Here is a 25,176-nt window from a genome sequence, read left to right as displayed (position 1 = left end):
ATATCAGCGTTGTTTTCTTTATACACGTTCATAATTTCAATAACCGATGGCGCTTTAAAATAGGTGTCTATGTCGTGACAGGTAACACAGGTTTTTTCTGAAAATAAGCGATTACCTAGAAAGATTTTAGAATCGTAACTTAATTCCGTACGTTCGGGAACAGAATTATCAATAGATTCTTCTATTTTTTTTTCAGACTTACAGCTGTTCAGCAGTAAAATGAACAGTAGAATTGTAAATATTCGCATACCCAAGTTTTTAAATTTCTTCGTGAGAATGAAGATATTACTAAAGTATAAAATATAATAATTAGATAACATGACAATTATCAGGCGTGTTAATAATCATGTATTTATAAAAAGAAAACTCCAATAGATATGACCAAACAGACCGCTATTGGAGTTTTAAATTTTTATTAAAAGTTAAAAACTATTTTATGTGTTACGCGTTTTCTAGCGTGCGTTGTGTTCTTCTATAGGTGTAATTTGGATAGATACTACGTTTTGCAAAACGGTTTAATTTATCACTATTAATCATTTTAATATACACTTGTTTCGTTACACCAAAATACTCATAAGACGAACCGTCTTGAAAGAAAATTTCAAGTAATAAGCCTTTATGGGTATAATCTGCAATACTAGAATTGGTAATGGTTTCTGTGTAAGCTTCTAAATTAGCAGCAATAGTTTCTGGTGCAATACTGACTAAAAAATGGTAGCCATCTATAATCTTTCTACTTTTTATTTCAGCTTCTTCTTGACGCTCGTCTCCATCTTGAAACTTGTCTGGATGCCACTCTTTAACCAAATCACGATAGCTCTTTTTTAAAGACTTAAGTTCCAATTCCTTTTCAACTCCAAAGAGTTTCTTGTATTCGTTTATGCGCTTCATACCAAATTTATTTGAGGGCGCAAAAGTACATGTAAATAACACATAAACAACATTAATAATTAAATAATGTTTAGTTGATTTTTAATCTATTAAATATGATTAATTTTATAACCATGAATAAATTCTGTTATCCTTAAAATCTTACTGAAATATGACTTCAAAAATCCAATCCATTCATGTTAAAGATTTAGAAGGTGCTGTTGTTGATTTAATATCGAGGTACAACAACAAAATTTTATTACTAATTATATATAATAATGACTGTTTAGGATGTACAGGACGCGCTATTCCTCTTGCTTATGAATTTCAAACAAAATACCCGGTTATTCAAGTAATTGGTATTCATGCTGATTTTAAGAATCGAGAAGGAACTAAAACATCTATAACGCGTATTTTTCGAAATGGTCAAATTCCCTTTCCAATTTACATTGACGAACATCATAGAGTCTATGATCAATTCGAAGCAGAAGGGACTCCGCAATGGGTATTAATTACAGAAAATGGCACCTTGTTCCGTTCCTTTTTTGGGTCGCAAGCTAATGCCCAGAACAGGCTCTACTACGCTATTGAAGCGCTTATAAATAATTAACATGTACGTCTATACTATTCATTTACTTGAAATTAGGGTTAAAACCGCATAAAAATTTTGCCGAAATTTTAAAACCCTAAACCTTTAATACATTAAACCTAGTATAATTTTATATAAAAGTTATATTTGACCCCAATTTTAATAACCCCAAATTTTTAAACACATGAAAAAAATTACGTTTACAATTTTTACAATTTGCTTATGTATAACAGAGTTTGCTTTAGCACAAACGGTTATCCATGTTCCAACAGATCAATCTACTATTCAAGCTGCGGTAAATGCCGCATCCAATAATGATATAATAGTTGTTGCCAATGGTACTTATAACGAAAGTATTAATCTTGCTACGGGACCAAATGGTATTTCTATTCAAGCAGAAAATGCAGGTAATGCAACCATTAATGGTAATTCGGCACCAGCTTTTTTTGCGGCTGGACATACCGGAAATATTACAATCTCTGGGTTTACCTTAACCTCTTCTTTAAACTCTAATAGTCAAGGTATTATTCATATGTCCAATGTATTGGGTCATATATCCGTAATTGGTAACGCGTTTTCAGCAGATAACACAAACGGAATCTATCTGAACTCTAATAGTACTACAGAATTGAGTACCTCTATTTTAAATAATAGTTTTGGTAATTTCGGCAATGACGACCTGATAAAAATTGGTGTAGGTGAAAATGGTATTGGTGGAGATGCTAATATTCTGATTGATAATAACTCCAACACAGGAACATTAGAAGATGATGCTATAGAGGTTGCTTTTGAAAATAACAATAGCCATGCAACTTTGGTAATAACCAATAATAATTTCAGCAACTGGCTTGGATCTGGTAGCGGTATAGATGTACACCTAGGAAATGGTAGTCCTGCAGCTACTAATTTAGAAGCTCGCTTTACTATTGCTGGAAACATGTTAACCAATGTGGATGGTGATGCGCTTTTAATTAATTTAGATGGTATTAATAACACCCTTTATGGAACTATATCAAATAACACCATTATAGGTGATAATTTAAACACGAGTAATGGTATGTTTATAGATGGTGACAGTACATCCAATGGTGTGCAAGCAACCTTAACAATTGATAACAACACGATATCTGGTATCATAAACAACGGTATTTATGTTAGGCCATTTTGCGATGATGTTTCAACAGACGTTTGGAATTTAGTTATTAATAATAATACTATAGATAATCCAAATTCCGACAATTCACCTGCCGATATGAGTCAAGCGGGAATTTTAATTACAGATTCATCAGGTATTGATGATGAAAATTATATTATTAATGCTGAAATAACAAACAATACCATTACCAATCTTAATGGTGTTTCAGATTGTATTATTATTGCAAGACCTACAACAACGCTAGAAGCTACAGCTATCATAAATTATGCTGCTTCAGGAAACTCTTGCGCACCAACATTATTAGGAAATCCTACAAGTACAGCAGACCCTGTTTCAAACAGCCTTGATTTGTTTGAAATTGGCAATTTAGTTTGGAATGACTTGGACGGTAACGGCATTAAGGATTCAGGTGAGACTGGTGTAGAAGGTGTAACAATTCGCATTACAGGAAATGGCTTTTTAGGATCTACAACATCTAATGCCAACGGTATTTACATCTTACCTGCTTTAACACCAGGAACGTATACCTTAACTGCAGTACCTACCTTAAACTTGCCAGATATTAGTATTCAAAATGCAGGTGGAGATACCACAGTAGATAGTGATTTTGATCCTATAACCAAAACTGTCACTGTGACACTAACAGCAAGTGGTTCAAACAATTTAGATATTGATTTAGGCATTTATGATAGTTCAACATTAGGTTTAATTGAAGTTAATTTTAATGCTGTTAGTTTCTATCCAAATCCGGTTTCTAACTTCTTAACAATTAATACCCAATTAACAAATTATAAGTATACCATTTACTCTGTACAAGGGCAACTGATTACTTCTAAAGCATCCAATAATCAAATGCAACGCATAGATTTCAATAATTTTGCTACAGGCGTTTATGTTTTGATTATTGATACTAATGAAAAATCTTATTCCTATAAAGTGATTAAAAAGTAACCTACTTACTAATCAACTTTTTTACAACATTAGCTTGCCGAATCATCACTTTTTCACAATGGTGTCATGATTTAGCAAGCTAATATTGTTTTTACTAATGCACGAATTTACTACCAAATTATAATTTTGGATGCCCAAATGCTATTTTCTCTTGAAGTTGGTTATTCCTTAATTGTGTTTTTTCTTCAGAAATTTAAATAATGAGCCCCTTTGATTAAAGGCCAAGGCAAATTCTTCTTTCTCCTATTGTAACAAGAAAACTTATGGTAATAGGTTAGGTTTAAAATTTCAAACATTCCAAAAACATCCGTAATTACTATTAATATTTTTTGTATTGCGTTAAATATAAATCTATTAGAGACTGTCTGATACATTGATAATAATTACATTCCTGAAAACCTAAAAAATTCTAAAACTATGGAACTATGAAAAACAACGTCATTATAATTACTGGAGCCTCAAGTGGAATTGGTAAAGCTACAGCAAAACTATTAGCTAAAAAAGGTGCTAAAGTGGTGCTTACGGCCAGAAGCACAGATAAATTAAACACTTTAAAAAAAGAAATTGAAGATAACCAAGGTGAAGCATATGTTGTAACTGCAGATGTTACTGATAAAAAAGCATTTGAAACTGTGGTGACTAAAACACTAGAAAAATATGGAACCATTAATTCTTTAATTAACAATGCAGGTTTAATGCCCTTATCATTTGTTGAAAAATTAAAAACTGATGAATGGAATACCATGGTAGACGTCAATATTAAAGGCGTGTTAAATGGTGTGTCAGCTGTACTCCCTACTCTAATCAAAAATAAAGGCGGTGACATCATTAATATTTCTTCAATGGCTGCAAATCGTTATTTCCCAGGAGGTGCGGTTTACTGCGCTACAAAATCTGCTGTTAAGATGTTTTCCGAAGGACTACGACAAGAATTAGCACCAAAATACGGTATTAATGTAACGTCTATTGAGCCTGGAGCTGTAGATACGAATTTAACTGATACCATTACCGATGAAGACATTAAAGAGAAAATGTCTGACATGCAGGGCATGACAACTTTAAAAGCCGATGATATTGCCAACGCTATTTACTACGCTTTATCACAACCTGATCATGTAAATATTAATGATGTGTATATCGTGCCAAGTGAACAACAATAAAAAATAAAAACTATGAAAACTGAAACAAAAACCTTTAAAACTATAAACCCAGCCACTGGGAAAACGTTGGAAACCTATAATTATATGTCTGATTCTGAAGTGGAGTCAATAATAGAAAAATCGCACAAAGCGTTTACAGCATGGCGTTCAAAATCCATTGAAGCACGTGGTAAAATAATTCAAGCAATAGGAAAAGAATTAATAAATCAAAAGTCCGAATTAGCACAACTTATGACAAACGAAATGGGAAAACTCATTAAACAAAGTCATCAGGAAGTAAAATTGTGTGCTGGTATTTGCGATTATTCCGCCTCTATTGCTGCCGATAATTTAAAAAACGAAACCCGCGAATTATCCAACGGCGGTAAAGGTATTATTACCTACGCACCTATTGGAATTATTTACGGTATTCAGCCTTGGAATTACCCAAGCTACCAGGTAATTCGTTATGCTATTACTAATTTAATGGCTGGAAATAGTGTTTTATTAAAGCATGCTGCTAACGTTACTGGAACGGCTAAACGTTTAGAATCTATATTTAAAAATGCAGGCTTACCAGATGGATTATTTAGCGTTTTAATAATAGATCACGACCAATCAGATACGGTTATAAAACATAAATTAGTTAGAGGTGTTACCCTTACAGGTAGTCCAGTTGCTGGAAAAGCTATTGGTAAATTGGCTAGTGAAAATTTAAAGAAAACCGTTTTAGAATTAGGAAGTAATGATGCTTATCTAATTTTAAAGGATGCTGATATGGAAAATGCCGTAAAACAATCCGTTATGGGTCGTATTTATAACAACGGTGAAACATGTATTGCTGCCAAACGATTTATTGCTGTGGATGCCATTTACGATAAATTCAAAGACGCTTTTGTAAAGGCTATGAGCGAAATTAAATTAGGAAATCCCAATGAAAAAGAGACGGAGTTAGGTCCTATGGCCCGAAAAGATTTACGTGAAAAAATCCATAAACAAGTAACGGAAAGTGTTGAAAAAGGAGCAAAAATTCTATGTGGTGGAAAACCGCAAGAAGGTGTCGGTTATTATTATCCGGCTACAGTTTTAGAAAATGTAAAACCTGGACAGCCAGCTTACGATGATGAACTTTTTGGACCTGTTGCATCACTTATCAAAGCTAAAGATGAAGAAGACGCCATGCGAATTGCCAACGACAGCCGTTTTGGATTGGGAGGCGGAATTTTTTCTAAGGACGTAGATCGTGCTACAAAGTTAGCTGAAACACATTTTGATACGGGAATGGTTTTTATCAACTCCTTCGGTTTGGCCGATCCTACAATGCCATTTGGTGGTGTAAAAGATTCTGGTTATGGTCGTGAGCACGGTGGATTTGGTATGAAAGAATTTGTAAACGTTAAGTCTATATTAATTAGCGATTAGTAAATTTTTATCTTAAATCTAGGATTATCAGAAAAGCATATTTTATCTCGGATATTTTTGTCCGCTATTAAATATGCTTTACCTTTGTGAAACAAATACAATAAAGCTATAGCCAACATTTTATTAACAAACATCCATCTTTAAATATACATTTATGAAAACAGCATCCATAACAGACCAATTGGTTTATAAAACAGATAAACCTGCTATTAGTGTACTACTTGATAGCGATCATTCCAAAGAAATTAGAATTGTCATGCGCAAAGGCCAAATTATGAAAGAACATAAAGCACCTGCTCCTATTGTGGTTTCTATTTTTGAAGGCGCCATAGAATTTGGCGTTAATGGCGAAAAATTACAATTAAAAAAAGGCGATTTAATTGCTTTAGAAGCCCATGTTCCTCATGATTTGTTATGTACCGCTGATTGTATTGTGCGCTTATCTTTATCCAAAACAGATAGTGTTAATCGTGTGGAGCGTGTGGTTGAATAGATTTAAATACAAACTATTATTTAAAAGGTCAATTCTTGTAGAATTGACCTTTTTTAGAATTAATTGATTCTAAGTTTACGGCTAACCGTTATTTTACCTAATGGTTAGTCGCCTTTTATTCCTGTCCCAACCTTAAATCATTAAACCTAAACATTTGTTAAAAAAGAATGAACATTCATTTTTTAACCTATCTTTGTACAAGAATTAAAAAACATGGCAAAACTTCAGAAAAGTATCGATAAACGAAACGCCCTTATTAAAGCTACCATTGAGTTAGTAAATAATAATGGGTTTCACGCCACGCCTATGAGTAAAATAGCGAAGATGGCCAATGTATCGCCAGCAACTATTTACCTCTATTTTGAAAACAAACAGGATTTGGTTAATAAAACCTATTTAGAAGTAAAAGCCGCATATACGGATTTTGCCTTTGCTACCTATAGTGATGAAGTTTCTGTTGAATCTGGATTTGAAACCATTTGGAAACGCATAGCCGAATTTAAACAGACCGAACTTGACAAAGCCATGTTTTTAGCGCAATGTGATAACACACCCATGATTGACGAACCTAGTGTGCAACAAGGGATTAAACATTTACAACCCCTACTCGACCTTTGGGAACGTGGAAAGCAAGAAGGTGTTATAAAGCCTCTATCCAACTATATATTATATGCCTATGCTATTAATCCATTATCCTTTTTAATGATGGCACAAAAGCGTGGTAATTTTCAACTCGACCAGACACAAATAGATGCAGCTTTTCAATCGGCTTGGAGCAGTATAAAAACAATTGAACACAACATATAAAATTATCATATAATGAAAACACAAACCATATTATTAAAAAATAGACCTGAAGGCAAACCAACGCTTTCAGATTTCGAGTTTATAACAGAATACGTAAAAGAAACCATCAGTTCTGGTGAAATGTTATTAGAAACGGCATACGTTTCCGTAGATCCTTATTTACGTGGTCGCATGAGTGACGCCAAGTCTTATGTTCCTCCGTTTGAATTGAACAAACCCATTCACTCTGGTGTTGTAGCCAAAGTTATCGACTCTAAAAACGACAAATTTTCGGAAGGTGATTATGTTTCAGGTATGTTGGATTGGAAAACCCAGCAGATATCAAAAGGCGAAGATCTTTTAAAGGTTGATGCTAACAAAGCACCCTTGAGTACATATTTAGGAATTTTAGGCATGACCGGTTTAACAGCTTATTGTGGATTAACACAAATTGGTAAACCGCAAGCTGGCGAAACATTAGTCGTTTCGGGAGCTGCAGGAGCCGTTGGATCTGTTGTTGGTCAGATAGGGAAAATCCTTGGTTTACGCGTTGTTGGTATAGCTGGTACAGATGAAAAGATTGACATGCTAAAATCCAAATTTGGTTTTGATGCAGGTATTAATTATAACACAACAGACGATATGAAATCGGCAATAGCCGAAGCTGCTCCAGATGGCGTGGATATTTATTTTGATAATGTAGGAGGACCAATTTCTGATGCTCTACTCTTTAGTATTAACAAATTTGCACGCATTATTAATTGTGGCGCTATATCGGTATACAATAACACTGAATTGCCAAAAGGCTTAAGCGTACAACCATTTCTAGTTAAAAATAGCGCACTCATGCAAGGCTTTATCGTTTCGAATTATGCAGAAAAATTTCCTGAAGCCATGAAGCAACTATCAGAATGGTTATCCGAAGGAAAACTTACCTATACAGAAACAATAGTAGATGGTTTCGACAACATTCCAAAAGCTTTTATCGATTTATTTGAAGGTAAAAACAAAGGTAAAATGATTGTTAAAATCTAAATTTTAGAAAAACATAAAAAAAATATTATGAACAATTTTGAATTTAAAAACCCGACCAAAATTATATTTGGAAAGGATAGTATCAAAAAATTAGAGAACGAAATACCTGAAAACGCTAAAATTCTGCTCTTGTATGGTGGCGGAAGTATTAAGAAAAACGGTATTTATAATCAAGTAAAAGCAGCATTGGGTAATGCAACCGTTATTGAATTTGGTGGCATCCCTGCCAATCCAGAATATGCTGTTTTATTGGAAGCATTGGAAATTATTAAAACAGAAAATATCAACTTTTTATTAGCTGTTGGTGGTGGTTCCGTAATTGATGGTACTAAATTTTTATCAGCTGCGGGCTTATATGAAGGTCTTACACCTTGGGATATTTTAGCCGATAATATTAGAACCGAAAAAGGCTTGCCATTTGGTACGGTTTTAACCCTACCTGCAACCGGTTCTGAAATGAATTCAGGTGCCGTAATTACCCGAGCTGAAACGAAAGAAAAATTAAGCATGGGTGGTCCTGGCTTATTTCCAGAGTTTTCAATTTTGGATCCACAGGTTATAACCTCTATTCCAGAGCGCCAATTGGCTAATGGTTTAGCAGATGCCTTCACACATGTTTTAGAACAATATATGACCTATCCTAGTGGTGCGTTATTACAAGATCGTTTTGCTGAAAGTATTATGCAAACCATTATAGAGGTCGCTCCAAAGGTATTGAAAGATCCAACAGATTATCAAGCAGCTTCAAATTTCATGTGGAGCTGTACAATGGCCTTAAACGGACTCATTCAAAAAGGTGTTCCTACAGATTGGGCAGTTCATGCCATTGGCCATGAGTTAACCGCTTTATTTGGCATAGACCATGCACGGACTCTCGCCGTTATTGCACCAAGTCATTACAAGTATAATTTTGAAGCGAAAAAAGACAAATTAGCACAATATGGCGAACGTGTTTGGAATATTACAGAAGGCAACACAGATGACATTGCATATTTAGCTATTGAAAAAACTGTCGCATTTTTTCATGCTTTGGGAATTAATACCAAACTCTCTGATTATACCAAAGACTTTGAAGGTACTGCAGAAACCATATCGCAACGATTCACGGATCGTGGTTGGTTAGGATTAGGTGAACACCAATCCTTATCTCCAGACAAGGTGGAAAAAATTGTAAAAATGGCTTACTAGTTTTACAAATGAAACTTATTCAAACCGTCGCATTTGTGCTAACCATTCTTACAGTTTCAAGCTGTAAAGACAGCAAAATAAAAAATACTTCTGAAAGCGTTTTAGAAGAACCATCAAACAGTAAAAAAGAAAAAACTATGAATATATTATTTGTATTAACATCTCACGATAAATTAGGAGATACCGGAAAGAAAACAGGATTTTGGGTTGAAGAATTTGCAAGCCCTTATTACACGTTATTAGATAAAGGTGCAACCATAACTATTGCAACACCAAAAGGTGGTGCTGCTCCTATTGATCCAAGTAGTGATACGCCAGATGCTGCTACAGAAGCCACCAAACGTTTTGATAAAGATGAGGAAGCCAAGGCACGAATTGCGAACACACAGAAATTATCCGATATGAATCCAGATGATTTTGACGCTGTATTTTATCCAGGCGGACATGGTCCTTTATGGGATTTAGCAAATGATGAAACATCTATTGCACTAATCGAAAAATTTAATAGCCAAGCCAAACCTATAGGTTTTGTATGTCACGCACCTGCTGCTTTAAAACGTGTAAAAGGTACAGATGGAAACCCATTAGTAAAAGGGAAAAAAGTTACTGGTTTTACCAACACAGAAGAAGCTGCTGTTGGTCTGACTGATGTGGTACCTTTTTTAGTTGAAGATATGCTTAATAATAATGGTGGAATCTATTCAAAAAAGGATGATTGGGCGGCTTATGCCGTTCAGGATGGTAATTTAATTACAGGTCAAAATCCGGCATCATCTGAATTAGTGGCAGAAAAAATACTGGAAAGTTTAAAGTAAGTTTAGTTTATTTTAGTAAGTAGTTAAGAGGTCGTCCGTTTTTGGATGACCTTTTTGTTTGTAGAAATTAAGACACATAATTGGCGCTATAAAGCAAAAACATTATATCGTCATGCAAAATTTATTACCTTCGCCAATCAACTTTTACAAGCAATATAGGTGCAACAAATTAAAACGTATTTAGAACAAATAGCAACCATATCAGATGCAGATTGGGCATTTTTCACATCTAAATTAACGCGTCGTGTAATTCCCAAAAAGCATATTTTTTTAAAGCTACATGACATAGAAAATCATATTTCTTTTATTGAGTCTGGTGTAGTACGTTTATTTATTCCAAAGGAAAACCCTGAAAAAGAAATTACCTTTGGTTTCAGTTTTACGGATCAATTTGTAAGTGCTTATGATTCGTTCTTAACCCAATCTCCTTCAGCTTATGAGCTCCAAGCTTTAACGGACACCACACTTTTAAGTATGAGCTATGCCGATTTACAAGACGTCTACAAAAACACCCAAATTGGAAATTTAATTGGTAGGCTAACTGCTGAGCGTTTGTTTTTAATCAAATCCAGACGCGAGCAACACTTGTTAAACCTAACAGCCGAAGAACGCTATTTGAAATTATTTAAGGAACGACCAGAGTTACTAAAAGAAGTCCCTTTAAAATATATAAGCTCTTATATTGGTGTTACGCCTCAAGCATTAAGCCGCATTCGGAAACGTATTTAAGCTTAATTATTTTTGAAATTTCACTTATTGGATTGGCTTATTTCCTGTTATTACTGCACCCAAAACATAGGTTTCTTAATTTAGGTTCATTGTTTAACACCTGACCACAAATTATCTTTGCAAAAAAAGGTATGGCAGTCGTTATTTTCGTTTTAGTGCTTTGGTATGGTGGCTTATTTTTTCAGTCTTTCTTCTTACATCGTTATGCAGCACACCAAGTTTTTACTATGTCCAAAACCATGGAACGCATTACCTTTGTTTTAACTTGGATTTTCCAAGGATCTAGTTACTTAAGCGCCTATGGTTATGGTATCATGCATCGTATGCACCATGCCTACACGGATACGGAGCAAGACCCACATTCGCCATCGTATGATGACAATATGTTTGCCATGATGTGGAAAACCAAAACTATATATCAAGATATAAATCAAGAACGAATTGCCGTAGACCCACGGTTTACCAAAAACGTACCACAATGGAAGTCTTTTGATACTTTTGCTAGTTCAAGATTTTCCAGATTATTATGGATTAGCTTATACACCATGTTCTTTGTGTTCTTTGCAACCGCTTGGTGGCAATGGTTGCTTTTGCCGATAACATTTTTAATGGCGCCTATTCATGGTGTCATTATCAACTGGTTTGGGCATATTTATGGTTATGTAAATTTTAAAATGAAAAACACCAGCAAAAACCTTTTCCGTTTTGATTTTCTAATGATGGGAGAAGGTTATCATAATAATCACCACAAGTTTGCAAGTCGTGCTAATTTTGGTGTAAAATGGTATGAGATTGATATGACCTATCTTATAATTCGTGTATTGGATGCCGTTGGAATTATTGAATTAAAACCAATTCCGGTCAAAAAATAAGCCTAATTTTAAAGACTTTATTACAAATATTAAAACAATTAATAGCATAAAAAAACCATCCGATTCGGATGGTTTTTAATTGTAAAACGATATTATTTTTTAAAACGTTTAACGTTTGTAGCCGTTAATCCTCTATCCCCTTTTTCAATTTTAAAGGTCACTTTATCAGACTTTTTTATTTTATCAATAAGGTTTGATTTGTGAACGAAGATTTCTTCATCTGTTCCATTTACATTTATAAAACCAAATCCTTTTGTTCTATTGAAAAACTTAACAGTACCTTCTTTAGTTGATCCTGATTTAGTACTTCCAGCTTGTGATGTTTCAGCTGAACCCGTATTAAATAATTTATTAATCCATTTTTTAAACATGCGTAATCGTAATTTTAATTTCGTTATATACTGTTTTTAAGCCGCTTTGTATTCTGGTTCATTTCTACCAAGAGACCGAAGCATTTTGGTATGATCTACAATCGCTTGAAAGATACTCTTTTTAACGTGGTATGTCATTCCAAATTCCTTGGCTGTTTGCGCCACTATGGGGCTTAACGCCTTATAATGAACATGACAAACGTCTGGAAGCACATGGTGCTCTACCTGATAATTTAAACCACCTATAATCCAAAATAACAACTTGCTTTTTGGAGCAAAGTTACTTGTTGTTGCAAATTGATGACGATACCACTCATTTGTCATCATTCCGTGCTCATTAGGTAATGGAAAATCCGTTTCAGGCATTATATGAGCTATTTGAAACACGATACTCACCATGATCCCGGTTACGAGATGCATACTTAAAAAGCCTAGCAAAATGACCCACCATGACAAAGGTACTATAATCATGGGTAGTACCAAAGCGTATGAATAGTAAAAAATTTTCCAAGCAATTACTTTTGTAATTTCCTTCTGATAATTTTGATCATTATTTAAAAGCCCCATGTTTTTGTAACGTGTTAAGCGCACAAAATCTTTAGCCGTTATCCAAAATATAGTTGAAATTCCGTAAAAGAACCAGATGTATATATGTTGAAATCTTTGAGATTTATGATGTTCGCCATTTGGGGAAAAGCGTAAGAAAAAAGGTGTGTTAATATCGTCGTCGGCATGATCTATATTAGTGTACGTATGATGAAGAACATTGTGCTGAATTTTCCAAACGGTTGCATTGGCACCTATCATGTTAAACGTATACCCCAACAATCTATTAATAGTTTTATTTTTAGAATATGCACCATGTATGGCATCATGCATAACTCCCATACCTATCCCAGACATACCAAAACCACAAATAATATAGAGTGAAAAAAGCACCCAAGTTTGTGTAACCAAGCCCGTAGACAGTAAAATTAAGGGAATAAAAAACAAGGATAGCATCACAACGGTTTTAGTCACCATGGTGGTATTTGCTTTTTTACTTAATTTGTTTGTTTTGAAATATAGATTGACACGACGACGTAACGTTTTTGAAAAATCGTTATCAGCTACTCGTGAAAACTTTGGATTTTCCATGAAACTTATATTATGATTTGGTACACTGTTATTTTAAAAGCACACACCATGTGTCCTTTTGGTTCTGTAAAGAAATGAAGAAAGTAAAGGATTGATTAAGATAAAGAGGGATCTTAAAAAAGAAGACAGTCTAAATAATTTATACGGTAAAAGTAGGCTTTCTAAACTAAAAGTGTAACAAGTATTTGTTAAAGTATTATATGTTGGATTTTAGCGTTTTAATGTGAAATGGCCACGTCGTTGTTCGCCAGAATGTAATTCCATGAGAAACCAATAGTCACTGGTTGGTTGTTCAATCCCTCTAAATGTACCATCCCAACCTGCAGACCTATTATGAAGTTGCTTAATTAATTTTCCATAACGATCAAAAATAGTAATCTGTTTTATTTCGTTTTGCAAATCGGCAACCCGCCAAACATCATTCTGACCATCTCCATTTGGTGTAAAAAATGCTGGTGTAATAATATCGCGGTTTATAATAGTAAATGATTGTTCATTACAAGCAATACCTACTCCAACATTATTATAAGGCGCAATGGAAATGTAAATGGTTTCTCCTTCTGGCCAATTAGTTGTTGGATTATAGGTTGTGGTGTTTCCAACATCTTCAGTGGAAACTAAATTAGCTACGCCAGAAGCCGTTCCAATATTTAAAACATAACCCGTTGCATTATTAACGGCGACCCAGGATATGCTTGAATTTTCTAAAACATCTATTTCGCCTGAATATGGCATAATTAATTCCGTACATAATGGAATAACTTCTTCGGTAGTAAAAGACACCTCGTTACAACTCGTAGCCGGTCCTGCTTCATTGTAAGGTGTTATAACAACATAGATTATGGTATTACTAGGCAAATCTGAATTGAAATTATAACTTGTTGAATTACCCACATCCACATTATTTAGTAATTCCGCGCCAAATGGTGAGGTTCCCGCAGAAATTATATATCCAGTTGTATTATCTGTTGGCAACCAAGAAAGTGTTGTGTTAATTGGCACTTGAATTTCATTATTTTGGGGTGAATTTAAACTTGTACAATCTGGTATTAGTAATTCCGTTAAAAAACGTTCTTCCGCACATCCGGTTGCAATTCCTATAAAATTATAAGGTTGAATGGTGACAAATATTTGTTGGTTTTGTGGCAGTTCGGCTGGAAAAGTATAAGTGGTAACATTCCCAACATCCAAATTATTTGCTATATCAGTTCCACCAGGCGATGAGCCAACCGTCAACATATAACCTTCTGCATGAACATCGGGATTCCATGTTAGATTTGTTAATAAGGACACATTTGTAGCATTATTTAGTGGGGTTGTTAATGACACACAATTTACACTTAAATCTTCTGTAGTAAATTGATCATCACCGCAAACAGTACTTCCTGTGCCATTATACGCGCCAATGGTTACAAAAATAGTAGTGTTACTAGGTAAATCAACTAGCGGACTGTAAGTGGTTACATTCCCTACATCGGTTATATTAAGAATATCCGTTGCTCCTGTTGTTGTTCCTAAACTAATGGTGTATCCCGTGGCAAAATCACTAGCAGCCCACGAAATATTAGTATTAACAGGAACGTTTGTAGCTTGATACAGAGGAAAAACAACATTAATACACGTTGGTAAAGGCAATTCGGTTATGAAACTCACTTCAAAACAGGTTGAATTGGTACCTGATGAATTATATGGTGAAACAGTAACGAAAATAGTTGTTTCCGCAGGCAAATCTGTTGGTAAATTATAAGTTGTAACATTATTCACATCTAGATTATCTACAATATCTGTTCCGCCCGATGCGGTTCCAACAGATAAAATGTAACCCGTGGCGGTTGGTGATGCGTTCCAAAACAAATCTGCTGCAACAGGAACCACTGTGCTTCCATTTACTGGTGTTGTTAATTGTGTACAGATTGGCGGCAATAATTCTGTGGTAAAACTTTCTTCTACACAACCGGTCGCGTTTCCAACGGAATTATAAGGTGTAATAGTTACAAAAATTTGGGAGTTTTCGGGTAAGTCGGTTGGGAAATTGTAAGACGTTACATTGCTTACATCTAGATTATCGGCAATATCTATTCCACCAGATGTGGTTCCTACCGTCAATATATAGCCTGTTGCAGTAGGTATGGCATTCCAAGAAATATTAGAAGATAATAACACATTCGTTTCCCCATTTAATGGCATTGTTAATGCAGTACACATTGGTGGAATAATTTCTGTTGTAAATGTTTCTTCGGTACAACCCAAAGCGTTTCCTGCTGAATTGTAAGGCGTAACTGACACGAAAATTTGGGTTCCATAAGGTAAATCCGCAGGAAAATTATAAGTTGTCATATTATTGACATCTAAATTATCAACAATATCAATTCCGCCAGATGTGGTTCCTACAGTTAAAATATAACCCGTTGCTTCAGAAATTGGATTCCAAGATATATCAGATGAAATAGCAACATTTGTATCCGCATTCAACGGCGCAATTAAATTAGTACAAGGCGGATAAAACCCTTCCGTGGTAAAGCTTTCTTCAGTACAACCTGAAATAATTCCCAAACTATTATATGGTGATATGGTTACATAAATTATTGTAGATTCAGGCAAATTCATTGGTGGATTATAGGACGTAACATTACCAACGTCAATGGTATCGGCAATATCTATTCCTCCCGGCGTTGTTCCCATGGAAATAATATAACCCGTTGCATATGGACTTGAGTCCCAAGAAACATTGGCTATTAAGGGCACATGTAATTCATCTGCAGTTGGTGCATTTAATAGTGTACAAACTGTAGGACTTGCAGTTGCCGCTGTTGTAAAACTAACTTCCGTACAGGTTAAAGTCGTTCCACTATAAAAATATGGTGTTATAGTAACATAAATGACCGTGTTTAATGGAAAATCTGTACCTAAATTAAAGCTATTCACATCTCCAACATCTTCATTATCCAAAATGTCTGTTCCGCCTGACGTTGTTCCTATACTAATAAAATAACCACATGCGCCTAAATTGTCCGACCACGTAAGTGTTTCGTTAATAGGTATGGCTGTACTTCCAGGTGCAGGTGAAATAAGATTAACACAATCTTCTGTAGGTGATGTAATATTTAAGGTGATATCGTTTCTAATTAGCAACAAGTTTTTTCCTCCAGTTCCGGCCGGACTTGCGTTTTCAAATGGTACCAAATCACTCAAGATTTCCGAATGATATACAGCCTCATCACAACTAGTAACAGCCGGAATAGTATAAGTTGGAGAATCGGGAGCGTCAGGAATAGCTACGCCATTTTTAAACCAGGTATAATGATTTTGGTTACCAGCGCATGCTGTTGTTAAGGTTACAGCATCTCCCGCATTGGCATTTATGGTTTCAGTTACATCCACTTTAGCTTGTGGTGCATAAAAATAATCGCGAATATTTGGAATGGTGTTCCAATGCGGAGGTGGACCAAATGTGTTATCATACAGCACTAAATCAGCATGTTGATTTTCAAAATGACCAAATTCAAAATAGTTATTATCAAAAGCTAAATTAAATCCAATTGGTTGTCCTAACCTCATAGCTATTAATGAAGCAAAGTCCGGTATTTGTCCCGACAATAAATTATGACTCAATATTAAAGAACCTCCATAAATCCCACCAGCATTTAAACGAATGGTATAAAATTGATCCATAATATCCGTTCCCGAAAATAGATTATTATCCAAAACTAAATAACTCAAATTAGCATTTTGACTAATATCCAAGGATTCTATTTGATTAAAAGAAGCCACAAACGAAGCTAGTGTAGGGTTTTGAGTTAAATCTAAACCCGTACCTGTAAACAAATTATTGGCAATATTTATAGATCTAATTATTATGTTTTGTGTTACATCTAAAATAGGTATTAGGTTTTGTCTTAAATTTAAATATTCTAAAATGATATTTTGAGTTAAATCAATGCTAGGCAACTGATTTTCATAAGCATCTAATCTATATAGCTCTAAATTTTGGGTTAAATCAAGAGACGTTAAATTATTCCGACTGATATCCAAATTTCTTAAAACTGCATTTTGAGTCACATCCAGAGATGTCATATCATTATTGGCTAAATCCAAATCTTCTAATAGATAATTTTGAGTTACATCAACAACCAAGGGTGTTGTTTGATTTAATGTAATATCAATATCCGTTAAATTTGGCATGATGGAGAAATCCATCGGAATCTGAATATTATGAAGAATGATGAAAATATCCGTTAAGGTCGTAGAGTTGGGTAAAATTAAATTCTCCACATAGGTTCCCCAAAAGTAAATAGCTTCTAAGTTTATATAATCTGAAATATCAATAGTTGGAATATTAATACTCGTAATATTTAAGTACGTTAAATTGGTGAACACATTGGGAAGTGTGATGTTTGTTGCAATAGAACTTCCACGTATTTGTAGATCTTCCAAATTATCTAACAACGAAAAATCTAAAGTTGCGTCCCCTAAAGCACGAATATTTACATGCGTTAAGGTGTTGGTTACAGGCGTAATAAAATCTGACACATTATTAAACCACCGTATTTCAATGGAGATAATATTACTGTTTTGGGAAAAATCCATTACGGTTATTGGTGGAATTCCAGGCAAAGAAGGCCTACTAGCAAGAAATACATATTCTAAAAGTGTGTTTTGTGTAACGTTTAATGTTGTTAAAGCATCATTATCTTCCGATCTTAATGTGATAAGTTGGGTTAAAGTAGATAGATTAATATCGGCAATTTGATTTGTTCCTAAATCTAAATCTGTAATATTTATAAAAGCATTAATTCCGGTAATATCAACAATACCATTTATTCCTAGGTCTAAAATTGTAACTACTTGGGCATCTGAATCTAATATGTTTCCATTTAAACCGTTGGTATCAATTCCTTGATCTATTAAAACCTGTTCAAAATTAGGGTCAGGAATAGCGGTAGTTTGCGAAAAAATCGTGGTACAAAAAATTCCGAAAAGTAAGAATAAGTAAAGTAGCCTCATTCGTTAGGTTTTGATTATTGATAGTTTGGACTATGCAAAATACGACAAAACCTTTTAATTTAAATGTTAAAACGCCATGCTTTTCAACTAATTATAGCATTTTATATAATATTACAGACTTTCACTTTGTGATTCCAAAACAATATTTTTAGTAGCTATTTGTACATCGCCTTCTGTTTTTAAGGCTAAAATACTATCAATGTTTTTTCGTTTTAGGCGCTTTCTGCAGGACTTCGTAATTAAAGGGTCGATATCGAATAACATCCTATGCATAGCATATTCAGGTTTCCCTGGTTCCTTAATCATGGCATGGATATGCATGGGTTGCAATTCATGCGGATAAATTAACGGCTTTGTTGTGGAACCTGGAATAAACGTGTTAATTGTGTATTGCCCATTTTCATCTGTTTTAACCCATAACCTGTTTTTAACATGGGTAATTTTAGAATTGGACACCACGGCGTATTCGCCGTTTTCATCGGCTTGTTGAATGAATATAATAACATTTGGAGCTGGTGTAACGCCATCGGTTTGATAAACCGTTCCAGTAATTTTAAGTTTATGAGATTGTGTTTGGTAATCCACCATTGATGCTTCACTTTTTAGAGTTTCCTCATCATAAGCATAAAATGGGTTTTGGTTTTTTATAAGTTTAGATACATGGTCACAATATTTTGTTTTTTGCACTGAATTTTGAGCATAAATAACACCGATAGCACCTATAAAAAGCAGGCTTGTTAATAGATTTTTCATAAGACAACAATTGATAATTACTTCAAAATTAAGCAACTATACTGCTTTGCCTATAAAAAATCTTATGAACGTAAAATATTTACGTTGAATGGATTTTGTTTCTTATTAACGTACATTTTTATCGATAAAAAACAATAATTCTTGGCGGATATACTTATAACGAATTGGAAAACCTACTATTTATCCTCTTCCAATTGCTCCAAGGGTTGAATGGTTGGTCTAATTTTTTTATAGAGTTCCAATTGTGGCCGGGTTAATATATTATCCATTTCAGCTATTTCTCTTGTTTGCAAGGTATATAACATGTTCAATTTTTCACGACCTTCAAATTCTCTTTCAATTTTTTCTTTGCGAATTAAGAATTCTTCTACCTTATTTTCAAACATGCCAATTTGTTCACCATTCAGTGCTAATTCTTTACTATACGTTTGGGTTAATTCTTTGGCCTGCTTATCCAAAGCTGGATTATTTTTCTGCAAGAGGGGATCTTGTGCCCACAAATTTATGGATATAAAAAAAGTCAGTAATACAGTAAGTGTTTTCATAATTTAAATTTTACTATAATTTACAAAACTAAACCACTCATGTCAAGTCTTTTACAATTTTATTAACCTAAAACAACTTAACTTAAACGGTCTTTAACAAATTCTATTTGCGTTTTGCCATGTGGTTTAGGTTTTCCATCATCTCCAAGATTAACCATAATAATATTATCTACGGTCAAAATGGTTTCGCGTGTCATTTTATTTCGGGCTTCACATTTTAAAGTAATGGAACTAGTTCCAAATTTAGTTACCTGCATACCTACTTCTACAATATCACCTTGTTTGGCAGAACTCATAAAATTAATTTCCGAAATATATTTGGTTACTATTTTAGGGTTTTCTAACTGTACAACCGTGTATAAGGCGGCTTCTTCATCTATCCAAGCTAATAAACGACCTCCAAATAAAGTGCCATTTGGATTTAAATCTTCTGGTTTAACCCATTTTCGTGAATGAAATCTCATATTTTATATTTCTATTTAGTTCTACAATCAAAGATACAGGTAATTCAAATTTTAAGTTTATAAAAAGTACATAAACATGTTATTGCACTATAGTATTTTTTTATTTGTTAATAAAGCTGTTGATATTCCGTTATAGTAAAAGCTTTTAGGGCTCATAGAATTCTTACATTTATTAAAACTTATGTCATGAATAGATCTGAACAACTTTTAACCTGTAGACCTGAAATTCCATCAGCTAAATTCCATGATGCCATGAGTCTTGATGAGCGTTTTCAGAATACCACGCTAAGGCCTGTTATTAAATTTCAAAACGATTTATTAATTGAAGTTTTTAAAAATTACGCCAATAAACACAAAGGTATTTTTTATGATTTCTCTATAGAAAAGCAACTGGACTATATTGAAAATGCCATTCAAAAAGATATCAAATTTAGAAACGCTTTAAAAGGAATTATTATTGGTCAATTTACAGTTGATGAGTATCATTATTACATTACCAATTCTTCTGCATTAAACAAACGCATGATGAATATTGTTAAAGAACGATTAATAAGCAACATTCAATTATTCGAAACACAGTTGGCTTAACTATGAATGAAAAAGAAGCACTTTTACAAGCTTGTTTTAGCTATGTAAATAAACGTATTGCTAGTTATAAAGATGAAATAGAAACCATAAAAGAATCTATTGAAGCCAATGACAAAAGTAATGATATGGAGGATGATTCAGGAAACGGCAAGTTATTTAATGATTTGGAAAAGAACGCCCAACACTTAACGGATGCTACCAAAACTTTAGACACCTTAAAATTAATTAATCCTAAAAAGAATTCTGATACTGTTTCTTTAAGAAGTATTGTAAAAACCACACAGAATACTTTTTTTATAAGTATTAGTATAGGTGTTTTAGAAACCGAAAATCAATCCTATTTTGGTATTTCACTCCTATCTCCTATTGGTCAATTATTAAAAGGCAAAGTTATTGGCGATACGGTGACGTTTAATAATATTACCCATAAAATTTTAGAGATTAAATAATACGCTCACCATTTAAATTGGTAGTGAGTACATCACTCATATAATTAAAAAAGGGTTTTACTGCTTTAAAAGAAGCGTTTACCACCTCTAAAAAATTGGGTTCTAACACGTCAGTATCACTGAATTTTCTTGTGAATATGTATTGCTTCTTTCTTATTAAATCAATATTTGGATGCGCCTTATCGAAATTTCTTGGCGCTGAAATTAATTCATCACCTTCCAGATCTCCCCAAACGGATTTAAAGGATTCGGCAGTCATGATATCGCGCATTTCCGAGGCATCCATTTCAAACTCTTTTCGAATTCGGAGTAAATCTTCTTTATTAGGATCCCAAAAACCAACGGCAATAAACGATTTGTTATTTGGGGAAATATGTAAATAATAGCCACCTCGTAATTCGGGCTTACGACGCTTAAATGATCCTGCAAAATGTGTTTTGTATGGAAGTTTGTTTTTAGAAAACCGCACATCGCGATAAATACGGAATATCTTAAACTGATCTATATCATCATGAACCTTCATGGCTTCAAATAAGGATTTAACAGACTTTTTAACGGCACTTTCAATCGATTTAAATTCCGTTTTATTTTCTGTAAACCATTCCCTGTTGTTATTTTCTTCTAATTTCTTTAAAAAAGGGAATATGCGCTTATCAATTGGTACCATATTGTTTTTATTTTAAAATTATAAAAAAAGACTGTCATAAACTGACAGTCTTTCATTTATTTTATAAGGTTACTATTATTTTAAACTCATAAATTTCTTAGTAACGTATTCTTTGGTGTCCTTATCATAATATTCTAGAACAAAATTTCCTTCACTATCAAAATATCCAACGCCTGAAAAATCAGATGTTTTAAATTCATATTTTTTAGACTCCACATTTTTTATAGCGCGTCCATATTCCATGTCTGGCTTTATTGAAGAAACATCAAATCCATTTGAGGTTTTAACAAATTTATAATCCGTCCCGTCTTTTTGATAATTTACAGTTTCCATTTTAGAGTCGTAAAAGGGATCCATATCATTATCAATTTCAATTGTTTGCGTAACTTTTTTATCAGTTCCATTTACAATGCGTTCTTGGTTTACTTTGTTGGCATCTCCTTCAGACAGCTTTACTTCACCTTCTTCTGTTGTGGTTACTTTAACTTTCTTTTGAGTAACTTTCTGTCCATCATCTACCGTTACAGTTTTAGTTTCTGTTGTAGACATTTTATCTCTTGATTTTTCCTGTGCAAATACGATTCCCGAAATAAGGAATACGCCTATGTATACTAGCTTTTTCATGTTGTTTGATTTTAAATTAATACTCATTTTAAAATTTTAAATAGTTTTATAATACTTCAAATAATGTTTTCAACTATTTCGTTGTATCATCTTTTGAAGATTCTTGTTTTATTGTTTCTTGATTTTCTTTTTGCAGTCCTAATTTATTATTAAATTCCAAAGTCCTAATTGGGAAAGGAATATTTATGCCTTCTGCATCATAAGCTTTCTTAATGGCAATCATGGCTATGGTTTGTGCTTCCAATTCCTGTTTTTTGTTTACGGCTTCTACCCAAAAACGACATAAATAGTTTATGGAGCTGTCACCAAATTCCGTATAAAAAAATTCTACATCGTCCGCTTTTTCAACTTGATCAAAAGCATTGGCAATGGTTTCTTTGGTTAGTTGCATTACCTGTTCTAAATCAGATTCGTAACCAACACCACAGTTGATAAAAATTCGCATTTTATCCGTTAATGAGTAGTTTTTTAATGGGTTTTCTAAAATGATTTTATTAGGTAAAATAACCACATTATTATCGGCTTCTTTCATGACAAAATTTTTCAGATTAATATCTAAAACTTCCCCAGAAAATCCATTGGTTTCTATCCAATTACCAATTTGTATTTTCTCTCTAAAAGATAACACAATACCTGCAACTGTATTAGATAGGGTGTTTTGCAACGCTAAACCAATAGCTAAACCTGCAACACCTGCTGTTGCCAAAACAGATGTTAATGCTTTACTTAAATTTAAGATTCCTAAAGATAGGAACAAACCAATCAAAACAATTACAACAGCCGCCATTTTAGCTACCATTCTGCTAACAGAATCTTGCCTAACTTGTTTTGATACTAAGCGGTATGTAAACTTATTAATGTATTTAGCCAAAAAGTATGAGGCAAATATAACAAGTATCGCCAAACCAAAATTAGGGATATTTTCAATGATTGCATTAAACCATCCTTCTAATTTATCATATAAGTTATCTAAAGCTTCTGAAAATTGTTCATCCATTTGTTTTGCTGCGTTTTCCTTAAAATGGCGTTATTATTAAATTCTGATATTTTGACGCTCATCCGTTTTTTGAGCTATTAGTTCTCCACCACTTTGGAATTCAAATTTACGCTTAAACGGAGATTTAGCTTGGCGTTATCAAAAATATTATTAGCTCTATCAATGATACAAAGTCAAATTACATCATTAAAAAATTAAACCTTTGTCGCATCTTTTAGTGTTTCAAATTCGATTTTATTAAGGATTAATCCAGAAGCTGGCGCGATATAATGAACTGCTATGTGATTATTAGGTTTTAAACTTTCCGTAATATCTTCTAGGGATTTCTCCCCTCTACCCAACTCGATCAAAGCGCCCATCATAAGGCGGATTTGATTGCGCATAAAACCCTTTCCTTTAACCCGGAGAATAAAGGATTGCTCAGGAAAGAAGTTTGCCGTAAACATGGTGTTTTCAACAATCTCACATGTCAAAATCTCCCGGTTATAAATACCATTATCAGTGGGCTTATAGCAATAGGATTTAAAATAATGTTCGCCTTCAAATAGTATAGCCCCGGCTTTCATCTGTTCTATATCCAATGGATCTAAAATAGTTGTAATTACAGGCGCGCAAAACGGATGAAACTTATTGCCATGAGCAAAAACATACAGGTATTCTTTAACCTTGGAATCTTGAATCACATTAAAATCGGCATCCACCTTTGTTATATTTAAAGCTCTAATATCTTGCGGTAAATTGTGGTTGAAGAGTTTAAGAAAAGCATCTAAATCTTCTATTTCATGATAAATAAACAACTCAAAGGCGGCCTCGTTAGCTGAAACCATAGCATCTGTCCTACCGGACCCCAAGGTTTTAAACCGTTTCCCTTCCAAAATAAAATTCAACGTTTTATCAATCATTAGGTGTACCGTTTTTAATTGTGGTTGCTTTTGCCAACCATGAAATCGATAACCTAAATATTGACAAGTAATTAAGTAATAGTGGCGTTTTTCGAACACTTCGGAGTTTTTTTAAGAGTTCCGAAAATTACTATTTTAATCATGGTTTACAAATTATTCTTATCTTGTTTAACATATTAACCAATCAAACCTCGATTATGTCCAAAATACAAAAACCACCTAAATCCTTTTGGATTATCAGCATCGTTGCATTAATTTGGAATTTAATGGGTGTTTCAGCTTATTTAACACAAGCATTTATGACAGAAGATGCGCTGCAAAAATTACCTGAAGCTGAACAAACTCTATACGCAGATTTACCAGCTTGGGTTACCGCAGCTTTTGCCATAGCTGTATTTGGTGGAACATTTGGAGCCATAGGGTTACTGCTTCGCAAAAAATGGGCGAGAATCGTGTTTTTAATTTCATTAATAGGCATTATTATTCAAATGTCACATAATTTCTTCATCAGTAATAATATGGAAGTATATGGACCAGGAGCTCTAATAATGCCTATTATGGTTTTAGTAATTGGCGTTTACTTAATTATGTTTTCAAAATCAGCTATTGCTAAAGGCTGGATTTCTTGAT

Annotated in this window: 25 protein-coding genes and 1 pseudogene; 14 read left to right on the top strand and 12 right to left on the bottom strand. The window is 33.8% G+C overall.

Annotated features, from left to right (window positions below; all coding sequences use genetic code 11):
* Both ACN0QX_RS00930 and ACN0QX_RS00925 read right to left on the bottom strand, forming a co-directional pair.
* Positions 1-248, bottom strand: a pseudogene (locus ACN0QX_RS00930) (cytochrome c); the annotation flags it as partial.
* 193 nt (positions 249-441) lie between these two features.
* Entirely contained in the window at positions 442-891 is a 450-nt protein-coding gene (locus tag ACN0QX_RS00925; RefSeq protein ID WP_248399623.1) for a KTSC domain-containing protein, read from the bottom strand.
* A 151-nt stretch (positions 892-1,042) separates the two neighbouring features.
* Between ACN0QX_RS00925 and ACN0QX_RS00920 the strand changes: the two genes are divergently transcribed.
* The 11 genes from ACN0QX_RS00920 (at position 1,043) to ACN0QX_RS00870 (ending at position 12,045) form a co-directional block, all read left to right on the top strand.
* Positions 1,043-1,480 carry a TlpA family protein disulfide reductase gene (locus ACN0QX_RS00920; RefSeq protein ID WP_248399621.1) on the top strand — a complete coding sequence of 146 codons (438 nt, stop codon included), beginning with the start codon at positions 1,043-1,045 and terminating at the stop codon, positions 1,478-1,480.
* A 163-nt stretch (positions 1,481-1,643) separates the two neighbouring features.
* On the top strand, positions 1,644-3,566 hold the full coding sequence (locus ACN0QX_RS00915) for an SdrD B-like domain-containing protein (RefSeq protein ID WP_417195086.1): 1,923 nt from the start codon (positions 1,644-1,646) through the stop codon (positions 3,564-3,566).
* A 425-nt stretch (positions 3,567-3,991) separates the two neighbouring features.
* Positions 3,992-4,726 carry an SDR family oxidoreductase gene (locus tag ACN0QX_RS00910; protein WP_417195084.1) on the top strand — a complete coding sequence of 245 codons (735 nt, stop codon included), beginning with the start codon at positions 3,992-3,994 and terminating at the stop codon, positions 4,724-4,726.
* Positions 4,727-4,738: 12 nt separating this feature from the next.
* Complete coding sequence (locus ACN0QX_RS00905; RefSeq protein WP_417195083.1) at positions 4,739-6,127, top strand: NAD-dependent succinate-semialdehyde dehydrogenase; 1,389 nt, start codon at positions 4,739-4,741, stop codon at positions 6,125-6,127.
* Between the two features lie 154 nt (positions 6,128-6,281).
* On the top strand, positions 6,282-6,620 hold the full coding sequence (locus tag ACN0QX_RS00900; RefSeq protein WP_248399613.1) for a cupin domain-containing protein: 339 nt from the start codon (positions 6,282-6,284) through the stop codon (positions 6,618-6,620).
* A gap of 213 nt (positions 6,621-6,833) precedes the next feature.
* A complete protein-coding gene (locus ACN0QX_RS00895) occupies positions 6,834-7,427 on the top strand; it encodes a TetR/AcrR family transcriptional regulator (protein ID WP_248399611.1) in 594 nt (197 codons plus the stop codon).
* 12 nt (positions 7,428-7,439) lie between these two features.
* Entirely contained in the window at positions 7,440-8,441 is a 1,002-nt protein-coding gene (locus ACN0QX_RS00890; protein WP_417195082.1) for an NADP-dependent oxidoreductase, read from the top strand.
* A gap of 27 nt (positions 8,442-8,468) precedes the next feature.
* Positions 8,469-9,629 (top strand): iron-containing alcohol dehydrogenase, encoded by a 1,161-nt coding sequence (locus tag ACN0QX_RS00885; RefSeq protein WP_417195081.1) that lies wholly within the window; start codon positions 8,469-8,471, stop codon positions 9,627-9,629.
* Between the two features lie 8 nt (positions 9,630-9,637).
* Positions 9,638-10,444 (top strand): type 1 glutamine amidotransferase domain-containing protein, encoded by an 807-nt coding sequence (locus ACN0QX_RS00880; RefSeq protein ID WP_417195080.1) that lies wholly within the window; start codon positions 9,638-9,640, stop codon positions 10,442-10,444.
* 159 nt (positions 10,445-10,603) lie between these two features.
* Positions 10,604-11,173: a Crp/Fnr family transcriptional regulator gene (locus ACN0QX_RS00875; protein WP_248399604.1), complete on the top strand. Its 570-nt coding sequence runs from the start codon at positions 10,604-10,606 to the stop codon at positions 11,171-11,173.
* A 131-nt stretch (positions 11,174-11,304) separates the two neighbouring features.
* Positions 11,305-12,045 (top strand): acyl-CoA desaturase, encoded by a 741-nt coding sequence (locus ACN0QX_RS00870; RefSeq protein ID WP_417195079.1) that lies wholly within the window; start codon positions 11,305-11,307, stop codon positions 12,043-12,045.
* Between the two features lie 92 nt (positions 12,046-12,137).
* On the opposite strand, the gene ACN0QX_RS00865 is transcribed toward ACN0QX_RS00870, so the two are convergent.
* The 6 genes from ACN0QX_RS00865 to ACN0QX_RS00840 all read right to left on the bottom strand — a co-directional run bounded on the left by ACN0QX_RS00865 (position 12,138) and on the right by ACN0QX_RS00840 (position 20,319).
* Positions 12,138-12,416: a cold shock domain-containing protein gene (locus tag ACN0QX_RS00865; RefSeq protein ID WP_371922415.1), complete on the bottom strand. Its 279-nt coding sequence runs from the start codon at positions 12,414-12,416 to the stop codon at positions 12,138-12,140.
* A gap of 36 nt (positions 12,417-12,452) precedes the next feature.
* Positions 12,453-13,553 (bottom strand): fatty acid desaturase family protein, encoded by a 1,101-nt coding sequence (locus ACN0QX_RS00860; protein WP_248399600.1) that lies wholly within the window; start codon positions 13,551-13,553, stop codon positions 12,453-12,455.
* 210 nt (positions 13,554-13,763) lie between these two features.
* Positions 13,764-18,557 (bottom strand): T9SS type B sorting domain-containing protein, encoded by a 4,794-nt coding sequence (locus tag ACN0QX_RS00855; RefSeq protein ID WP_417195077.1) that lies wholly within the window; start codon positions 18,555-18,557, stop codon positions 13,764-13,766.
* 111 nt (positions 18,558-18,668) lie between these two features.
* A complete protein-coding gene (locus ACN0QX_RS00850) occupies positions 18,669-19,310 on the bottom strand; it encodes a hypothetical protein (RefSeq protein WP_417195076.1) in 642 nt (213 codons plus the stop codon).
* A gap of 176 nt (positions 19,311-19,486) precedes the next feature.
* Entirely contained in the window at positions 19,487-19,855 is a 369-nt protein-coding gene (locus ACN0QX_RS00845; RefSeq protein ID WP_248399593.1) for a hypothetical protein, read from the bottom strand.
* Positions 19,856-19,932: 77 nt separating this feature from the next.
* Positions 19,933-20,319: an acyl-CoA thioesterase gene (locus ACN0QX_RS00840; protein WP_248399591.1), complete on the bottom strand. Its 387-nt coding sequence runs from the start codon at positions 20,317-20,319 to the stop codon at positions 19,933-19,935.
* A gap of 186 nt (positions 20,320-20,505) precedes the next feature.
* On the opposite strand from ACN0QX_RS00840, the gene ACN0QX_RS00835 reads away from it, so the two are divergent.
* Positions 20,506-20,907 (top strand): glyoxalase, encoded by a 402-nt coding sequence (locus ACN0QX_RS00835; protein WP_417195075.1) that lies wholly within the window; start codon positions 20,506-20,508, stop codon positions 20,905-20,907.
* Between the two features lie 2 nt (positions 20,908-20,909).
* Positions 20,910-21,356, top strand: coding sequence for a transcription elongation factor (locus ACN0QX_RS00830; RefSeq protein ID WP_417195074.1), 447 nt, complete (start codon positions 20,910-20,912; stop codon positions 21,354-21,356).
* Here the strand turns inward: ACN0QX_RS00830 and ACN0QX_RS00825 are convergent.
* From ACN0QX_RS00825 to ACN0QX_RS00810, 4 genes are all read right to left on the bottom strand, one after another.
* Positions 21,349-22,023: a DUF2461 domain-containing protein gene (locus tag ACN0QX_RS00825; protein ID WP_417195072.1), complete on the bottom strand. Its 675-nt coding sequence runs from the start codon at positions 22,021-22,023 to the stop codon at positions 21,349-21,351. The two genes, ACN0QX_RS00830 and ACN0QX_RS00825, sit on opposite strands and share 8 nt — an antisense overlap.
* A 75-nt stretch (positions 22,024-22,098) precedes the next feature.
* Entirely contained in the window at positions 22,099-22,647 is a 549-nt protein-coding gene (locus tag ACN0QX_RS00820; protein WP_248399583.1) for a hypothetical protein, read from the bottom strand.
* Positions 22,648-22,720: 73 nt separating this feature from the next.
* Positions 22,721-23,644: a mechanosensitive ion channel family protein gene (locus ACN0QX_RS00815; RefSeq protein WP_417195071.1), complete on the bottom strand. Its 924-nt coding sequence runs from the start codon at positions 23,642-23,644 to the stop codon at positions 22,721-22,723.
* 194 nt (positions 23,645-23,838) lie between these two features.
* Positions 23,839-24,645: a tRNA pseudouridine synthase A gene (locus ACN0QX_RS00810; protein WP_417195070.1), complete on the bottom strand. Its 807-nt coding sequence runs from the start codon at positions 24,643-24,645 to the stop codon at positions 23,839-23,841.
* A 98-nt stretch (positions 24,646-24,743) separates the two neighbouring features.
* Between ACN0QX_RS00810 and ACN0QX_RS00805 the strand changes: the two genes are divergently transcribed.
* Entirely contained in the window at positions 24,744-25,175 is a 432-nt protein-coding gene (locus ACN0QX_RS00805; protein ID WP_417195069.1) for a hypothetical protein, read from the top strand.
* Position 25,176 lies beyond the last annotated feature (1 nt).

The organism is Bizionia sp. (assembly GCF_048259285.1).
GTDB lineage: Bacteria > Bacteroidota > Bacteroidia > Flavobacteriales > Flavobacteriaceae > Algorimicrobium > Algorimicrobium hallyeonense.
This window is presented reverse-complemented; position numbering and strand designations above follow the sequence as displayed.

Excerpts from the sequence above, each read along its gene's own strand:
- ACN0QX_RS00925 (WP_248399623.1), bottom strand. The coding sequence starts at position 891 with ATGAAGCGCATAAACGAATACAAGAAACTCTTTGGAGTTGAAAAGGAA.
- ACN0QX_RS00920 (WP_248399621.1), top strand. The coding sequence starts at position 1,043 with ATGACTTCAAAAATCCAATCCATTCATGTTAAAGATTTAGAAGGTGCT.
- ACN0QX_RS00915 (WP_417195086.1), top strand. The coding sequence starts at position 1,644 with ATGAAAAAAATTACGTTTACAATTTTTACAATTTGCTTATGTATAACA.
- ACN0QX_RS00910 (WP_417195084.1), top strand. The coding sequence starts at position 3,992 with ATGAAAAACAACGTCATTATAATTACTGGAGCCTCAAGTGGAATTGGT.
- ACN0QX_RS00905 (WP_417195083.1), top strand. The coding sequence starts at position 4,739 with ATGAAAACTGAAACAAAAACCTTTAAAACTATAAACCCAGCCACTGGG.
- ACN0QX_RS00900 (WP_248399613.1), top strand. The coding sequence starts at position 6,282 with ATGAAAACAGCATCCATAACAGACCAATTGGTTTATAAAACAGATAAA.
- ACN0QX_RS00895 (WP_248399611.1), top strand. The coding sequence starts at position 6,834 with ATGGCAAAACTTCAGAAAAGTATCGATAAACGAAACGCCCTTATTAAA.
- ACN0QX_RS00890 (WP_417195082.1), top strand. The coding sequence starts at position 7,440 with ATGAAAACACAAACCATATTATTAAAAAATAGACCTGAAGGCAAACCA.
- ACN0QX_RS00885 (WP_417195081.1), top strand. The coding sequence starts at position 8,469 with ATGAACAATTTTGAATTTAAAAACCCGACCAAAATTATATTTGGAAAG.
- ACN0QX_RS00880 (WP_417195080.1), top strand. The coding sequence starts at position 9,638 with ATGAAACTTATTCAAACCGTCGCATTTGTGCTAACCATTCTTACAGTT.
- ACN0QX_RS00870 (WP_417195079.1), top strand. The coding sequence starts at position 11,305 with ATGGCAGTCGTTATTTTCGTTTTAGTGCTTTGGTATGGTGGCTTATTT.
- ACN0QX_RS00865 (WP_371922415.1), bottom strand. The coding sequence starts at position 12,416 with ATGTTTAAAAAATGGATTAATAAATTATTTAATACGGGTTCAGCTGAA.
- ACN0QX_RS00860 (WP_248399600.1), bottom strand. The coding sequence starts at position 13,553 with ATGGAAAATCCAAAGTTTTCACGAGTAGCTGATAACGATTTTTCAAAA.
- ACN0QX_RS00855 (WP_417195077.1), bottom strand. The coding sequence starts at position 18,557 with ATGAGGCTACTTTACTTATTCTTACTTTTCGGAATTTTTTGTACCACG.
- ACN0QX_RS00850 (WP_417195076.1), bottom strand. The coding sequence starts at position 19,310 with ATGAAAAATCTATTAACAAGCCTGCTTTTTATAGGTGCTATCGGTGTT.
- ACN0QX_RS00845 (WP_248399593.1), bottom strand. The coding sequence starts at position 19,855 with ATGAAAACACTTACTGTATTACTGACTTTTTTTATATCCATAAATTTG.
- ACN0QX_RS00840 (WP_248399591.1), bottom strand. The coding sequence starts at position 20,319 with ATGAGATTTCATTCACGAAAATGGGTTAAACCAGAAGATTTAAATCCA.
- ACN0QX_RS00835 (WP_417195075.1), top strand. The coding sequence starts at position 20,506 with ATGAATAGATCTGAACAACTTTTAACCTGTAGACCTGAAATTCCATCA.
- ACN0QX_RS00830 (WP_417195074.1), top strand. The coding sequence starts at position 20,910 with ATGAATGAAAAAGAAGCACTTTTACAAGCTTGTTTTAGCTATGTAAAT.
- ACN0QX_RS00825 (WP_417195072.1), bottom strand. The coding sequence starts at position 22,023 with ATGGTACCAATTGATAAGCGCATATTCCCTTTTTTAAAGAAATTAGAA.
- ACN0QX_RS00820 (WP_248399583.1), bottom strand. The coding sequence starts at position 22,647 with ATGAAAAAGCTAGTATACATAGGCGTATTCCTTATTTCGGGAATCGTA.
- ACN0QX_RS00815 (WP_417195071.1), bottom strand. The coding sequence starts at position 23,644 with ATGGATGAACAATTTTCAGAAGCTTTAGATAACTTATATGATAAATTA.
- ACN0QX_RS00805 (WP_417195069.1), top strand. The coding sequence starts at position 24,744 with ATGTCCAAAATACAAAAACCACCTAAATCCTTTTGGATTATCAGCATC.